Origin of the sequence: Aeribacillus sp. FSL K6-2833 (genome assembly GCF_037965815.1) — a bacterium.
In the GTDB taxonomy this organism is placed as follows: domain Bacteria; phylum Bacillota; class Bacilli; order Bacillales; family Aeribacillaceae; genus Aeribacillus; species Aeribacillus composti.
This window is the reverse complement of record NZ_CP150189.1, coordinates 95001-108871: the sequence shown is the minus strand read 5'-3', so window position 1 is coordinate 108871 and position 13871 is coordinate 95001. Positions and strand designations below refer to the sequence as shown.

The following is a 13871-nucleotide window of genomic DNA, read 5'->3' as shown; positions in this document are numbered from 1 at the left end:
CTTCATGTCATACAATATATCAGATTTACTTAAAAAAGCTTTTACTGATCATGCTTCAGACCTCCATTTAATTGTCAACTCTCCTCCGGTTTTTCGCATAAACGGCGAGCTAAAGCCTTACGGAGACCATTCATTGTCTAAAAACGACACGGAAAGAATGGCGAAAGAGCTTATTCCGGAGACGATGTGGGATACGTTCGAGCAGCAGGGCGAGCTTGATTTTAACTATGAATTAGAGGGAATTTCACGGTTTCGATTAAACGCTTTTCGCCAACGCAATCATATAAGTGTCGCGATCCGAATTATACCGACGAAGATCCCAACGATCGCAGAGCTTAAAATACCTTCCATTGTCGAGAAATTGATGGAAAAGCCCCAAGGGTTAATTCTCGTCACGGGACCAACCGGTTCAGGTAAGTCAACGACATTGGCAGCGATGATCGATTATATTAATCGAAACTATTCCAAACATATTATTACATTAGAAGATCCAATAGAATATATTCATTCCCATAAGCGATCCATTATCAATCAGCGGGAAATTGGTTCAGATACAAAAAGCTTTGCAAACGGACTGCGCGCATCCTTAAGGCAAGACCCGGATATTATTTTAGTGGGGGAAATGCGGGATCTTGAGACGATATCGACAGCTATTACTGCTGCTGAAACAGGTCATTTAGTGCTAGCCACATTGCACACAAGCAGTGCAGCCCAGACGATCGACCGGATCATAGATGTGTTCCCGCCCCATCAGCAAAGGCAAATTTGCCTTCAAGTAGCAAACGTTTTGCAAGGAATCATTTCACAGCGCCTTTTCCCGCTAAAGGACGGATCCGGGCGAACGGTTGCAACGGAGATTTTAATTAATAATCCTTCCATTTCAAACTTGATTCGCAATGAAAAAATTCATCAAATCCACAATGTTTTGCAAACGAATAGAGCTCAAGGAATGCATACATTGGAAATGTCCGTTCAAAGCTTATTAAGTTCAGGAAAAATTTCTTACGAAAGCGCCATGCCATATATCAATAAAGGTGATGAAAATGGCTATCTATAAATATGTCGGTCGTACGAAAACAGGACAGCTCAAGAAAGGTACGATTGATGCACTAAATAAAACAAATGCGATAGCAAAATTAAGAGAACAAGGAATAAGCCCCCGTGAGATCAATGAAGCAAAAGGATTGATCTATAAGGAAGTATCGATTGGCAGACCTGTGAAAAACCAGCATTTTGTCATTTATTGCCGGCAATTTGCAACACTGATCCGTGCAGGAGTTTCTATTGTAGATTCAACGAATATTTTATCAAAGCAGACGGAAAGCAAAGCATTGGCCAAAGTATTGGCTGAGATTGAAACGGAATTGCGGACAGGAAATGCTTTTTCAGATGCGGTGAGCAAATATCCGAAAATTTTTCCGGCCATTTTTGTCAATATGGTTCGCGCCGGGGAAGCCAGCGGGAGTTTGGACGAAACATTGGACAGGCTGGCGGCTTATTTTGAAAAGCAATACGATTTGAAGAAAAAAATTCAATCAACCCTTGCTTATCCAATCACATTAATCATTATCATCATTGCAGTTGTTGTGTTTCTGATGCTAACGATTGTGCCTAAATTCACCGAAATTTTTGCCCAATTTGATAGCGAACTGCCTGCCATTACGAAATTCGTAGTTGGCGCATGCCATGTAGTTCAAAACTTTTGGTGGATTGTACTTCTCGTCTTATTAGCAGCGATTCTTGCTTTCAGCTTGTTGATGAAAAGCAATAAAACCTTTTATTACGCTGTCCATGTTATTTTGTTAAAAATGCCTGTTTTCGGCAAATTGCTGCAAAAATCAGCTATTGCAAGAATGACGCGGACATTATCATCCCTTTTTTCTAGTTCAGTGCCGATTTTACAAGCTTTAACTATTGTCGAGCGGGTTATCAACAATCCAGTCATAGGAAAAGTCGTGTTGGACGCACGTGATAGTTTAGAAAAAGGAGACCGCTTATCCGAACCGTTTAGAAAAAGCTGGGTAATCCCGCCGCTCGTCACCCATATGACGGCGATCGGCGAAGAGACTGGTTCATTAGATTTTATGTTAACCAAAATAGCCGATTTCTATGAAGCGGAAGTTGACCGCAGCGTTGAAATTTTGAAATCGCTGATCGAACCGATTATGATCGTCATTTTAGCCTTTGTCATTGGGACGATTGTTCTTGCTATTATGATTCCTATGTTTAGCATTTATCAGCAAATGTAAATAGATGACGAAGCTTGCAGCATTTTCGTATATAAAGCATGTCTAAAAGAAACGTATTGTACTAGATTCCAAAAAAATTCCTTTAGGAGGTGATCAAGAAATCGAGTTAATAAAGTTTGTGGTAACATGACAAGCGCTTGCCGTTTTGCCTTATGAAAGTAAATTTAGGAAAACTAAAAACAAAGGAGGAACATGAAATGAGAAAACATGTAAAACTTCTCAAAAAAGAAAAAGGGATGACATTAATTGAGCTATTGGCTGTTATTATCATCATTGCAATCATACTAGCTATTGTAATCCCGATTATCGCAAATGTCATTGGTCAGTCTAGAGACCGGGCTACTGTATCAGAGGCATTAAATATTATTTCAGCTGCCAAACTAAAATATGCACAAGACGGTGGTCAAGAAGGTGATACTGAATATGATTCCGAAGACCTTAAAGAGTATATTGATTTTAAAACAGAAGATAAAAATTTTAAAGTTTCATTTAAAAACAACACTTGGTCAATTTCTGGTCATCCTGCAAATAGTGTAGATGGTGTTGGTAATCCTGCTACTGAAGGAAATTTACGCACTTTCTTAAATAAAGTAAGTAAAAAATAATTAAAAATCTTTTTCGTTTTAACTTGGAACATGTAAACATAATAATTTGCCTGAATACTTTCTATCAAAAGCTGGAGTATTTCTCTTTGCAAAAATATTTTGGTCACAGGAGGGTTCGCCTATGCTCACTTTTCTTTCGGCTAAAAAAACAATCAACTTAGTCATCGATGATTACGCGCTTCGGATGGTGGATCATTCCGGCGGCGATTTAACAAATATTAAACATTTCAAAGAAAAGTCTATACCGAACGGCCTGCTAGAGCATGGGCGAATTCTTGATGAAATGGAGTTTTATCATTTTATGAAGGAAACCGTCAAAGACTGGGGAATCAAAAGGCGGAATGTCCAGTTTTATGCGCCTGATTCCCTTGTCATTATGAGAAAGGTAAAGTTTCCTGCTCATTTAAAAGATAAAGAAATCAACGGCCACTTTATTATGGAATTAGGACATACACTTTATCTTCCATTTGACAATCCAATCTTTGATGTATCACCATTGCCTGGAAAGGCTGATACCCAAACAGAACGCGAAGGGCTTCTTTTTGCCGTTCCAGAAGATGAAATGAGAAAATATACGGAAATTTTAATTGATGCAGGACTGAAGCCAGTAGCTGCTGATATTCGTTCCATCGGCGTATATCGGTATTTCCAATATACATATATGACAAAAAATACAGATGAAGCATATTTATTTTTGGAGTTGAATTTAAACTCAATCATGATCAGTATTTTTTCGGAGAACCAGCCTGAATTTTTAAGATTTCAAGATTTAGATATTCAAATGAACGATTGGACAAGCTCCCAATACGATGATGATCTGCTCACCTGGACGTATAATGGTGACGAAGCGCAATTTTTAAGTTTAATTGATGATCAAATAATGGAATTGGAGCGGATGATGAATTTTTACCGCTACTCCATTCATAAAGGTCAGAAAGCTGTATCGAAAATTATGCTGTTAGGAGATTTTCCAAACTTAGATTTGATTAGAAAAAAAATAGAAGGTCAATTTCAAATTCCCGTTACGATTTTAGATGCTTACCTTTCTCCTGAAAAAATGGATAAAGTTCCTCGTCATTTTATACCTGCTTTAGGGCTTGCCTTGAAAGGGGGAAGTTAAGTGATCCCTGAAATAAATTTATTGCCGAAATCCGAAAGACAAAGTTCGACGGTTTTGATTATTTTTATCTCTTTTCTTGTTATTTGGCTAATCTGTTTATCGATCGTTATTTATCAATATATTCATACGAAAAATGAGAAAAAACTGGCCGATACGAGAATCGAAAATTTAAAAATGGATAAGGAAATTTTAGAAACTCAAGTAGAAAATCAAAAAAATGGACAATCAGGCAGCTTAGAAGAAGCGGTCGCTAAAGCAGAGGAATTGACCGCACCTACCTCACATCTCATTGAAGAATTGCTGGAATTGCTGCCAAATCATAGCTATTTAAGCCATTATGAATATGAAAATAAACAATTGACGATCCAAACCCAATTCGAATCATTGGATGTTGCCGCATCTTATGTTGCAAAGCTCGTCTCTTCCCCTCTTTTTACAAATGTAAGGATCAAAGAAATTAAAACCTTCACATTTGAAGAAGCTTCAGATGAACAAGTGGATGAAGAAATGTTCAAGGAGATTCCGAGATATGATGTGAATATTATTCTTGAGACTCATTCTTCGGCGTTAGAGGACGAAAACGGGGGTGAAGAAGATGAGTGATTTCCTCCAAGAAAGGAAAATCTTTTTTTATTGTTTAATCATTTTACTGTTTTTGCTTATTGGCGTTGTGTATATGTATACGGTAAAGCCTTTGAAAGACGATGTTGCGCTTGCACAGTTAGATGCCAATCAGCTTGAAGTGGAAATGAAGCAATTGGAAGCACAATTGAATAAAAGTAAAACGGATAAGGAAGAAAATACTGCTCAATTAGAGAAAAAAATGCCGTTAAGCCGCAATATGGACCAGCTGCTGCTTGATTTACAGGAAGCGGAATACGTCAGCGGCAGCCAAATCCAGAACATTTCCTTTCAGGATGAGCAAACGCTGTCTGAATCGGAATTATTATCGGAAAACAATAAAACAGATACGAACGATACGAACGAAAATAAGGAGCAAAATGAATCAGCCGAAATGGAGTCTGCAACTAATCAATCTGAAAATGAAAATACGGATGCTCCGTCTAATCAAAGCGAAAACCAATCAGCTTCGAACGAATCGACAGAGAAAGAAAAATATAAAAACGTGAAGCTAATAACCTTCAATCTGTCGGTTGTTTCACCAGATTTCAAGCATTTTTTACAATTCCTACAAGAAATAGAAAAATTGGAGCGAATCACCCGAGTGGACGTCCTTTCATTTACGAAACCGGGGGAAAAGGAGCTTTTAGAGGACGAAACGAATCAAACCATTACGATGGAAATTCAATTAACTACTTTTTATTTTGATTCAACAGATAAAAGTCATTCATCAGAAACAAATAAGGAATCGCAAAATGGTAAAAACAGCCCTGAATACTAATGTACGAGGAGTTTGGCAATGGTTTTCGTTTACCTTTTTTTCTTTGTTATCGGAATCATTTTCGGGTCTTTTTTTAATGTTGTCGGTCTTCGCGTCCCGAAAAAACGCTCAATCGTTCAGCCGAGGTCGCACTGCCCGCATTGTGGCCATTTCTTATCCTGGTATGAATTAATACCCATCTTTTCATATGTGCTTCAGAAAGGAAAATGCCGCAGCTGCCGTGTACCGATTTCGGCTATTTACCCAGTGATGGAGCTGTTTACAGGTTTACTATTTGTTTTTAGTTTTTACAAAATTGGATTTAGCAAGGAGCTTATAGTAGCACTACCCTTTGTTTCACTTCTTATCATTATTACGGTGAGTGATTTATCTTACAAATTGATCCCGAATCGAATTTTAATCTTTTTCTTCGTTCTATTTATTTTCTTGCGGATCTGGATTCCGCTTCATCCTTGGTATGATTCGATAATTGGAATGACTGTCGGTTTTATCCTTCTTTATATCATTGCCATTGTAAGCAATGGCGGAATGGGAGGCGGAGATATTAAACTATTTGCTGTTTTAGGATATGCTTTAGGTCTGAAAGGAGTGTTATTAGCTTTTTTCCTGTCTACCTTAATTGGTGCATTATTCGGTCTATTTGGCATCATCACGAAACAATTAAGCCGTAAATCGGCGATACCATTCGGACCTTTCATAAGTATTGGAGCCGTGCTTTCATATTTTTATGAAACGGAAATTTTCCATTGGTATATTCAGTTAATCATATAATGGACAAAAGAGAACAGGTCTGACTTTTCTTTTGATATGAAGCCAAAGTATTTTTAACAGCTAGCCTAGCGAGCTAAACGGCCTTTTCAAAATCTTTACAATGGTGATAATGCCATCCATAACAACGATAAATGTTAATTAATAGGTTACACGCTCTCTTTTCTTGTTGAATATATAAACACTCAAAGCTTGCAGAAGGAATATATACGCTAAATATATGGCAATGGAAAATAATATGTTATATCCCTTATCAATTCCCGAAGACGGCAAATGGAAATAAGAAGAAATATCTAAATGATTGAATATAACGTAATCAAAAACAGCAAATTTACGCAGAAATGCAAAAACCGCAATTTTTGCAATCTCCACAACAAAAAGCATGGAAAAAATAAACATATACTTTTGAATAGAACAGCCAAAAACATAGATCATGTTACATAAAAAATTGCGGTATAGGACTTCGCAATAAGTAATAACAATGCATGATAAAAAATATCATGATGAAATCCATAAAGTATGATAACGATTATGCTAGTCGATAATACAATGATTCCGTTGCAAATAAATACGAACAAATAAGAAGCGTATATTTTATGTAAAATCATTTTACGGGTGCTTTTATTTTTTTCAAAAACTCCATCTTTCATGATTGAATTAGCAGAGCAAAAAATATAATATAGCAAGGCAATTAGGGCAATGATATCGACAGAGAAGCTTTGGAAAATCAATGACTCCGATTCTTCCGATAAAGCATCCTGTACAGACTTCATATTCTCATTGCTAAGTATGAAATATTGCAGTCCGCATCCTATCATGATTGCAGCAAGTATAACATAAATTGGTTTGTGACGAGAAAAATACATTTTTATTTCATTAACCATTTTCCTATCCTCTCATATATTCAAGAATGAAGAAAATTTTATCCAAGTTCCTCTGAATCGTTTTTTATAGTGAATTGAAATTAATGAATAAAACTAGAGCATTTATTACGATTAAAAACATACACAATAATAGCGCCTTTTTGGAATCGATGATATTTTTTTTAACAATGATGAATATATATATTACGTTTACAATAATCGTTATGAAAATTTTTGCGTATATATTCGTTGAAATATTGTAAACATACTCTTGATGAATAAAGTTTGTGATAATGATCGTAATGGAAAATGGCAAATATCCAATCATTAAATAAAAAAAGCTTGAAAATATTGATGGATATTTCTGCGGTTTAAATAATAGTATGATAAATCGATAGATAAAAGCTTGAAAGAAAAGAAAAACAATCGAAAAGATCATTATGACAAAATTTAGGAATACAAACATGATTTCTTTCGTTTTAAAAATGTTCTTTTCATAGATTACACTGCCTTGATTCATGATCATGTATTGACTGATAAATTGTATGGATAATAAATACCAAAGCGTAAACAGTATTAATAATATTTTTTCATTTGCTTTTAATTTAACCATTTATGTCCCCCCAGAAATTCAAAAGCATAATATTCCACTATGGCTGCAACAAAGTAAACAGCTATCATTGTCAGCAATAACATACAAACAGCCTTTATATTTTCTTTGTTTATTTCTTTTTTTAACACAGTTTTATAAAAATCTTTCATTCTTTTAGAAGCGATGATACATATGATCCATCCTACTATTTCTATCGGCGTATGGAAAATTAAAGTCATGAAAGTTTTATATACGCCAAAGAGCTCTATGCCAAAATATATGTTTAACCCTAAAAAAAATGAATTATATAAAATAATCGGATAAGATATGAAACTTGTTAGCAGAACTAACATAATGCCGATTGAGGCGTTATTGAAAAAAATATCAATAAAATTTAGATCGAGAGCTTCCCTTTTTAAATCGACTTCTAATAATGCGCCAAAGAAGAATCCTGCCAATAAAAAACCAAATATAAGCAGAGGAATTTTCATGAACTCTTCCCTTTTTATGACGAACTGACGATTCATCTATACTGCTCCTGTTCTAAATCTAAATAATGAAATATATTTTTTTTATAACTTTGAGTATTTACGTTTGTAATCTGCTTAATCGTTTTGCTATCTTCCATCACAATGCACTGCTTAGTGTACCTTTCGATATCATGAAAATTATGGGTAGTGATGATAATTGTGAAGTTAAACTTATTTTTTCTGAGCAGCTCTTTAAAATTCATTTCAGATTTATAATCTAAACCGTTAAATGGCTCATCAAATATTAAAATATCTGCATTGGACATAAATCCCATTAATATAATCAATTTTTGCTTTTGCCCTAAAGAAAGACCCTTTAACTTGTTCGGTAAAAATTCTTTAATATTCAATACTTCAAATTCGTTTAATAGCTCTTCAAGCTCTTCTTTATTTTTATTATGAATTCGTGAATGTAACTCGAGAAACTCTTGTGCTGTCAATTCATCAAAAACTAAATATTCAATATCCAAGTAAACGATTTTCTTATTACGATTTAAGCTCTTAACAGAAGCATTTTCCGTTTTGATTATATTCGACAATATTTGCACGGTTGTAGTTTTGCCCACGCCATTTGGCCCGACAATGGCTGTCACTTCATTTTCAGGTATTGAAAAAGATATATGATCTAAAATTTTTTTCTCCCCTATGCTATACGTTAAATTTTTAATTTCTAACATTTATTTTTTACCTCACTTATGTAATTCGTCAAAAAAGCTCTTCCTCCAATAATGCGCCAATATTGACACACAAAATAGTATGACGGAAACGAGCAGCAACATCGTTGTAGCTAAGCTGGAGCTCTTTATGCTGCTACTGTTTACAAGAATGCTAATAATGGCACTGGGAACAAACGCTATTAATAATACGTTGGATAAACCTTTTTTTGTGTGTATAAACAAATTAGGCAATTCACTTTTCTTCAATATTTTTCTCGTGATTAAAATGATTAGTTCATCTGCCTTAATGTCTAATATGTATACAAGCATCAGCAGGAAAGCATAAATATATTGCTGATTTAAAATGAGATAACAGAGGTGAAATAGTAAAACGGGCAATAATAAGAAGAAATTATTTAAGTTAATATTCATCATAAACTCAGATTGAATTTTTTTGTCTAAAGACTTTAAATAAAACAAATAATAACCATAAGTTTCCATAGTTAAAAAATCAATAAATTTGATTTTTACAAAAAGAGATGAAATTAAATAGGATATGATTATCAGTGATTCTTCGATATTGCTGATGAAAACAAACAAGCTGGATGTGATCTGTATCAAAGTCAAAAATATGAAGGGTATAAAAAATAGTTTGAAATAATGGATTAATTGTTTTTCCTGGAAAATTCGTGTAGTAGCTTTAATATATCTTAATAAAAAATAGTTAGATATTAACAGAATTAATAGAAAAGCCACCCATAAAAATAATAAAACCTCGATTTTATTGCTTGCACTCGCGAAGCTAAAACCTGCTTTTTGCGATACTTCTTGAATGATTTGATAACTTAACAATATTACAAACATGAGACGAGCCATTTTTAAAATATTTAATATGTATTGAAATTCTGATATTTTAGCAAACAAAGAAAGATAAATGATTATACAGCTTAAAATAAATAAGATCAAAAAAAGTTGTTTATCTAAAAATGTATAATATATAAACTGTATCAGTATCCATGTATAAACGTTTTTAAAATTAGCAGTGATTACATAAAAAATAGACGGTATTAATCCATAAACTTTTTTAAATCCTTTTGGAACTTCAAATCTTAACAAATTTATAATGACAAATAATTCCATTAAATATTTTGCGATTAAAATTTCCCATTTATAGTCATTTAATATACGATGAATATGTACATTTTGAGAAGGGTCTAGTAAAAGAATAATCCCTAATAATAAAATATTTGACGCTGCATAAAAGTATATATAATATTTCGCCAGATATTTAAATTCAGGTAAAATTTTTTCAAATTTTTCATACAAATTGCTTTGATATGCTCTTAAAGCATTGATTGCAATAAGAAAAAAAATTCTTACATATGACATAGTCTGCACCTCATCAATAAAACCATAAAACGAAATTTAGAAACAATGTTCATTACGCGATGTTTATCTATTTTCTTAAATTTTTCCTAAAAAATAATGAAGCTGCTGAGCCATTGTATAGCTGAACTCATATTTAAACTCTCACTTTCTCTTCATCTGATCAATTAAATAATATTACCAAATATACCATTGATCAACCATATTTAGCGATTTATTAGAAATTCTCCCATTTTTTATGTTTCGATCGATATCGATAGTTTTGTTTGCCCCCATCGCTATACACTTTTCGGATCATACTAACGGCTTCAAAGCACTATGTTAAGCAACACAAAAAAATGTGCTCCTTATGCTCCCTTCGGTCCGCTACCGCACATTTTAATTGACAACCGCCATGCGTCACCTTCTTCCCTCTAGTGACCCGCCGAGCAATAAAAAAAGATACGAAAATCATCTCCCGTATCTTCTGTATCTCTAATTTTCTACACCCTATTAATCTCTCTTTATCACATAATTTTTTAAACCGATATGCCACTTGCCAATCACATCAAAAGCACCGTTTGCTACTTCGTCATTTTCGGAGATATAGACTAAATCTCCATCTTCTGCATCTCCCAAATTCAATTCCTTGTGGATCTGTTTCAGCAAACCACCATAACCGATTAATCGCTTATATGCCAAGGCGTTGTCTAACACCAAAACGGTTTCCACATTTTCATCCGTGACCTTATTCCCTTTAATGACATCCGTATCTTTGACTGGATACTTAGAAACTTCCAAAATAGCATTTTGTTCTCTGATAGCTTTTTTAAAATCTTTCTCGTATTCTTCTAAGTCTTTTTTATATCTTTTCCAAACCACCTCAAGCATCAAACAAACAGCAATGAAAGCAGCTAAAATAATCGTCGCTGTAGCAAAGGAAGTATGCTCTCTAATGTTGTACATTATCAATCCCAAAAACCACACGTTATAAAAAGTAAAACGTTTTTTCCTATCTTTAATTCAAACCCTTCTAAATTTTCGACTAATTCTAATTAAATCATATCCAAAGTATCCCAAAAAAGACTTATATTTGTTTATAGTAGTAGTATATGGGCCCATATAATTCCAGGAAAGGATGTTTTTTGATTGAAAAAGAGTGTGAAAGTAAAGGAGATAATGCTATGATTGTGAAAAAGAAGAAATTTGGTTTTTTAGTGAAGATTATATTGGTAGCTTTATTGGTTGCCCCACCTCTGTTAGGATCAACAAGTTTTTTGGGATTTAATAAATCAAGTAATGTTGCTCATGCAGCAGAAAAGAGAGTTGTAGTAGGGTCTTATACTTTATCCAAAGCTCAATAAAGAGTTGGCTAATAATATGAAAGCAATAAAAGGTAATAGTAATCTAAAAATTGTTATTTTAGCTATTGCTACTAAATGGGGTGGAGTTGCTGGATGGGCTTCTGCATTAGCAACACAACTGAGTTCTAATTCTCTTTATAAAAAAGAAGTTATAAATGCTGCAAAAAAAGGAAAGAGATTAAAAATAACTGATTATAAAAATTACCATACATCCTATTCAGTACAAATAAAATACACGATTGTAAAATAATTTAAAATGGGGCGAGATTATGAATAAAAACTCACTGATAGCATTTTTAAAAAGTTATATTAGCCTCGCGGCTATAATGTTATTGATTTATTTAATCTTAGGTCCATCTGAAAATGTATCTTTGATTTTTGTTATGGCATTAGGGCTACCAATAACGGCAATAATGGTCTTTACAGGATGGGACAAAAAGTTAAAAAAACATCTACCTTAGTAAGAAAAGCAGGCTCTAGGCCTGCTTTTCTTACTTGATTATGTAATTCTTTATGCCAGGATGCCAATAAGCCATAACCTCAAATGCAGCGTTTGCCACCTCATCATTTTCTTCCTCAATCTTAACCAGATCGCCGTCCTCTGCATCACCGAGATTCATTTCCTTATGTATCTCCTTCAAAATGCCACCATATCCGATTAGTCGCCGAGCCGACAGCGCGTCGTCCAGATAGTAGACCGTATCCAAATTGTCTTCAGTCACCTTGTTGCCGCGGACAAGATCTGTATCCTTCACAGGGTACTTTGAAATTTCCAAAACAGCTTTTTGCTCCTCTATAGCCTCTCGCACTTCACTCTCGATCTGTTCAGCATCAATCTTGGTTTTCCCTTTGCCCCGCTGTATATGTACAATCGGCGTGTAATCAAGTTTCATTGCCTTTTTCCAAAGGCTTGTCCAATCTTTTTGACTAATATATAACTTGCCTGTGAAATAACTTTTCTTTACTGGTAATAACACATGAAAATGTGGATGATATGTATGTTCTTCATGATTTTTCGTGATTTCTAAAGCTCGAAAATACCCAAGGACGGCTGCATCAAATCGCTTGTACTTCGTCAAACGATTAAACCCCTTCATCATATCGGAAATCGTTTGGCGAAGCTCTCCTCCCTCGACATTCCGAACTGTCAGTGTGAGAAATAACCAAGCACAATGATATCGCCGATTGGCTTCCTCAACAATCAATTTATTGTGATATGCAATTTTTAACGACCTGCGCCAGGCATGTCCATTTTTCATGGGCAATAAAAAAACCTTAGGAATCTCCCTAAGGTTCAGTGGATTATTGGAATTGGTTGCATAAATAAATATTTGGATGGAGCCTAGCGGGATCGAACCGCTGACCTCCTGCGTGCAAAGCAGGCGCTCTCCCAGCTGAGCTAAGGCCCCTTTAAATTCCCTGGTCGGGAAGACAGGATTCGAACCTGCGACCCCATGGTCCCAAACCATGTGCTCTACCAAGCTGAGCTACTTCCCGATATGGCGCGCCCGAGAGGAGTCGAACCCCTAACCTTTTGATCCGTAGTCAAACGCTCTATCCAATTGAGCTACGGGCGCCAATATGGTGCCGAGGACCGGACTTGAACCGGTACGGTAGTCACCTACCGCAGGATTTTAAGTCCTGTGCGTCTGCCAATTCCGCCACCCCGGCAGAGAAAAGCGGAAGACGGGATTCGAACCCGCGACCCCCACCTTGGCAAGGTGGTGTTCTACCACTGAACTACTTCCGCATATGATGCGGGTGGAGGGACTTGAACCCCCACGCCATAAAGGCGCTAGATCCTGATTCTAGTGCGTCTGCCAATTCCGCCACACCCGCGTCAAAATGGTGAGCCATGGAGGATTCGAACCTCCGACCCTCTGATTAAAAGTCAGATGCTCTACCGACTGAGCTAATGGCTCATAAAAAATTTTTTTCTCCTAATCCATTTTTCATTTGTCAGATGTCCCTTCCTCTGCCAGTCTTTTCGAGGATGTTGGATGCGTCGGGACAACTCGTCGCTTATTCGATGAAGCCTTGCTCGTTGCTCTACCGACTGAGCTAATGGCTCATAAAAAATTTTTTTCTCCTAATCCATTTTTCATTTGTCAGATGTCCCTTCCTCTGCCAGTCTTTTCGAGGATGTTGGATGCGTCGGGACAACTCGCCGCTTATTCGACGAGGCTTTGCTCGTTGCACTACCTGCTGAGCAATGGCTCATGATCAAAAATATTTTTTCAGCTGTCTCTTCTGTCTTAACTATTGGGAAGACGATCAATGACATCAGGGCAAAACAACCTGCCACAAATTTGATGAAGCATTGCTTGTCTGACAACTGATTGAAAGACATATTCATA

Annotated in this window: 15 protein-coding genes, 7 tRNA genes and 1 pseudogene; 9 read left to right on the top strand and 14 right to left on the bottom strand. The window is 35.5% G+C overall.

Annotated elements, in window-relative coordinates:
- Positions 1-4: 4 nt before the first annotated feature.
- From NSQ94_RS00580 to NSQ94_RS00550, 7 genes are all read left to right on the top strand, one after another.
- Positions 5-1057, top strand: a complete 1053-nt coding sequence (locus NSQ94_RS00580; RefSeq protein WP_339229882.1) for a type IV pilus twitching motility protein PilT — start codon at positions 5-7, stop codon at positions 1055-1057.
- Positions 1044-2249: a type II secretion system F family protein gene (locus NSQ94_RS00575; RefSeq protein WP_339229880.1), complete on the top strand. Its 1206-nt coding sequence runs from the start codon at positions 1044-1046 to the stop codon at positions 2247-2249. Before NSQ94_RS00580 ends, NSQ94_RS00575 begins: the two co-directional genes overlap by 14 nt.
- A gap of 197 nt (positions 2250-2446) precedes the next feature.
- Positions 2447-2854: a prepilin-type N-terminal cleavage/methylation domain-containing protein gene (locus tag NSQ94_RS00570; protein WP_339229878.1), complete on the top strand. Its 408-nt coding sequence runs from the start codon at positions 2447-2449 to the stop codon at positions 2852-2854.
- 121 nt (positions 2855-2975) lie between these two features.
- Complete coding sequence (gene pilM / locus NSQ94_RS00565; protein WP_339229876.1) at positions 2976-3974, top strand: pilus assembly protein PilM; 999 nt, start codon at positions 2976-2978, stop codon at positions 3972-3974.
- A complete protein-coding gene (locus NSQ94_RS00560; RefSeq protein WP_066247879.1) occupies positions 3975-4577 on the top strand; it encodes a PilN domain-containing protein in 603 nt (200 codons plus the stop codon).
- Complete coding sequence (locus tag NSQ94_RS00555; RefSeq protein ID WP_066247878.1) at positions 4570-5376, top strand: hypothetical protein; 807 nt, start codon at positions 4570-4572, stop codon at positions 5374-5376. The genes NSQ94_RS00560 and NSQ94_RS00555 overlap by 8 nt, the downstream gene beginning before the upstream one ends.
- A gap of 18 nt (positions 5377-5394) precedes the next feature.
- Positions 5395-6147, top strand: coding sequence for an A24 family peptidase (locus NSQ94_RS00550; RefSeq protein WP_066247876.1), 753 nt, complete (start codon positions 5395-5397; stop codon positions 6145-6147).
- A gap of 428 nt (positions 6148-6575) precedes the next feature.
- Here NSQ94_RS00550 and NSQ94_RS00545 read toward each other — a convergent pair whose 3' ends face one another.
- From NSQ94_RS00545 to NSQ94_RS00520, 6 genes and pseudogenes are all read right to left on the bottom strand, one after another.
- Positions 6576-7028 carry a hypothetical protein gene (locus NSQ94_RS00545; protein ID WP_339229873.1) on the bottom strand — a complete coding sequence of 151 codons (453 nt, stop codon included), beginning with the start codon at positions 7026-7028 and terminating at the stop codon, positions 6576-6578.
- Positions 7029-7092: 64 nt separating this feature from the next.
- The gene (locus NSQ94_RS00540; RefSeq protein ID WP_063387112.1) at positions 7093-7620 is read right to left on the bottom strand and encodes a hypothetical protein; all 528 of its coding nucleotides are present in this window, start codon (positions 7618-7620) and stop codon (positions 7093-7095) included.
- The gene (locus NSQ94_RS00535) at positions 7608-8090 is read right to left on the bottom strand and encodes a stage II sporulation protein M (protein WP_161939799.1); all 483 of its coding nucleotides are present in this window, start codon (positions 8088-8090) and stop codon (positions 7608-7610) included. Before NSQ94_RS00535 ends, NSQ94_RS00540 begins: the two co-directional genes overlap by 13 nt.
- A gap of 32 nt (positions 8091-8122) precedes the next feature.
- A complete protein-coding gene (locus NSQ94_RS00530) occupies positions 8123-8806 on the bottom strand; it encodes an ABC transporter ATP-binding protein (RefSeq protein WP_066247871.1) in 684 nt (227 codons plus the stop codon).
- A gap of 12 nt (positions 8807-8818) precedes the next feature.
- Positions 8819-10174: a hypothetical protein gene (locus NSQ94_RS00525; RefSeq protein WP_144597984.1), complete on the bottom strand. Its 1356-nt coding sequence runs from the start codon at positions 10172-10174 to the stop codon at positions 8819-8821.
- Positions 10175-10663: 489 nt separating this feature from the next.
- Positions 10664-11011: pseudogene (locus NSQ94_RS00520) on the bottom strand (protein rep); the annotation flags it as partial.
- 284 nt (positions 11012-11295) lie between these two features.
- Between NSQ94_RS00520 and NSQ94_RS00515 the strand changes: the two are divergent.
- Both NSQ94_RS00515 and NSQ94_RS00510 read left to right on the top strand, forming a co-directional pair.
- Positions 11296-11514: a hypothetical protein gene (locus NSQ94_RS00515; RefSeq protein ID WP_133309202.1), complete on the top strand. Its 219-nt coding sequence runs from the start codon at positions 11296-11298 to the stop codon at positions 11512-11514.
- Positions 11515-11530: 16 nt separating this feature from the next.
- Complete coding sequence (locus NSQ94_RS00510) at positions 11531-11764, top strand: hypothetical protein (RefSeq protein ID WP_066252204.1); 234 nt, start codon at positions 11531-11533, stop codon at positions 11762-11764.
- 241 nt (positions 11765-12005) lie between these two features.
- On the opposite strand, the gene NSQ94_RS00505 is transcribed toward NSQ94_RS00510, so the two are convergent.
- The 8 genes from NSQ94_RS00505 to NSQ94_RS00470 form a co-directional block, all read right to left on the bottom strand.
- Positions 12006-12773: a protein rep gene (locus tag NSQ94_RS00505; RefSeq protein WP_066252211.1), complete on the bottom strand. Its 768-nt coding sequence runs from the start codon at positions 12771-12773 to the stop codon at positions 12006-12008.
- 77 nt (positions 12774-12850) lie between these two features.
- Positions 12851-12923: transfer RNA gene (locus tag NSQ94_RS00500), tRNA-Ala, on the bottom strand.
- An 11-nt stretch (positions 12924-12934) separates the two neighbouring features.
- Positions 12935-13011 (bottom strand) — tRNA-Pro (locus NSQ94_RS00495).
- Positions 13012-13014: 3 nt separating this feature from the next.
- A tRNA-Arg gene (locus NSQ94_RS00490) sits at positions 13015-13091 on the bottom strand.
- 5 nt (positions 13092-13096) lie between these two features.
- Positions 13097-13185, bottom strand: a tRNA-Leu gene (locus NSQ94_RS00485).
- A gap of 7 nt (positions 13186-13192) precedes the next feature.
- Positions 13193-13264: transfer RNA gene (locus NSQ94_RS00480), tRNA-Gly, on the bottom strand.
- Positions 13265-13270: 6 nt separating this feature from the next.
- Positions 13271-13353 (bottom strand) — tRNA-Leu (locus NSQ94_RS00475).
- Positions 13354-13360: 7 nt separating this feature from the next.
- Positions 13361-13436 (bottom strand) — tRNA-Lys (locus NSQ94_RS00470).
- Between the last annotated feature and the right edge of the window lie 435 nt (positions 13437-13871).

Excerpts from the sequence above, each read along its gene's own strand:
- NSQ94_RS00570 (WP_339229878.1), top strand. The coding sequence starts at position 2,447 with ATGAGAAAACATGTAAAACTTCTCAAAAAAGAAAAAGGGATGACATTA.
- NSQ94_RS00545 (WP_339229873.1), bottom strand. The coding sequence starts at position 7,028 with ATGGTTAATGAAATAAAAATGTATTTTTCTCGTCACAAACCAATTTAT.
- NSQ94_RS00510 (WP_066252204.1), top strand. The coding sequence starts at position 11,531 with ATGAAAGCAATAAAAGGTAATAGTAATCTAAAAATTGTTATTTTAGCT.
- NSQ94_RS00535 (WP_161939799.1), bottom strand. The coding sequence starts at position 8,090 with ATGAAAATTCCTCTGCTTATATTTGGTTTTTTATTGGCAGGATTCTTC.
- NSQ94_RS00550 (WP_066247876.1), top strand. The coding sequence starts at position 5,395 with ATGGTTTTCGTTTACCTTTTTTTCTTTGTTATCGGAATCATTTTCGGG.
- NSQ94_RS00555 (WP_066247878.1), top strand. The coding sequence starts at position 4,570 with ATGAGTGATTTCCTCCAAGAAAGGAAAATCTTTTTTTATTGTTTAATC.
- pilM (WP_339229876.1), top strand. The coding sequence starts at position 2,976 with ATGCTCACTTTTCTTTCGGCTAAAAAAACAATCAACTTAGTCATCGAT.
- NSQ94_RS00580 (WP_339229882.1), top strand. The coding sequence starts at position 5 with ATGTCATACAATATATCAGATTTACTTAAAAAAGCTTTTACTGATCAT.
- NSQ94_RS00575 (WP_339229880.1), top strand. The coding sequence starts at position 1,044 with ATGGCTATCTATAAATATGTCGGTCGTACGAAAACAGGACAGCTCAAG.
- NSQ94_RS00540 (WP_063387112.1), bottom strand. The coding sequence starts at position 7,620 with ATGGTTAAATTAAAAGCAAATGAAAAAATATTATTAATACTGTTTACG.
- NSQ94_RS00505 (WP_066252211.1), bottom strand. The coding sequence starts at position 12,773 with ATGAAAAATGGACATGCCTGGCGCAGGTCGTTAAAAATTGCATATCAC.
- NSQ94_RS00530 (WP_066247871.1), bottom strand. The coding sequence starts at position 8,806 with ATGTTAGAAATTAAAAATTTAACGTATAGCATAGGGGAGAAAAAAATT.
- NSQ94_RS00525 (WP_144597984.1), bottom strand. The coding sequence starts at position 10,174 with ATGTCATATGTAAGAATTTTTTTTCTTATTGCAATCAATGCTTTAAGA.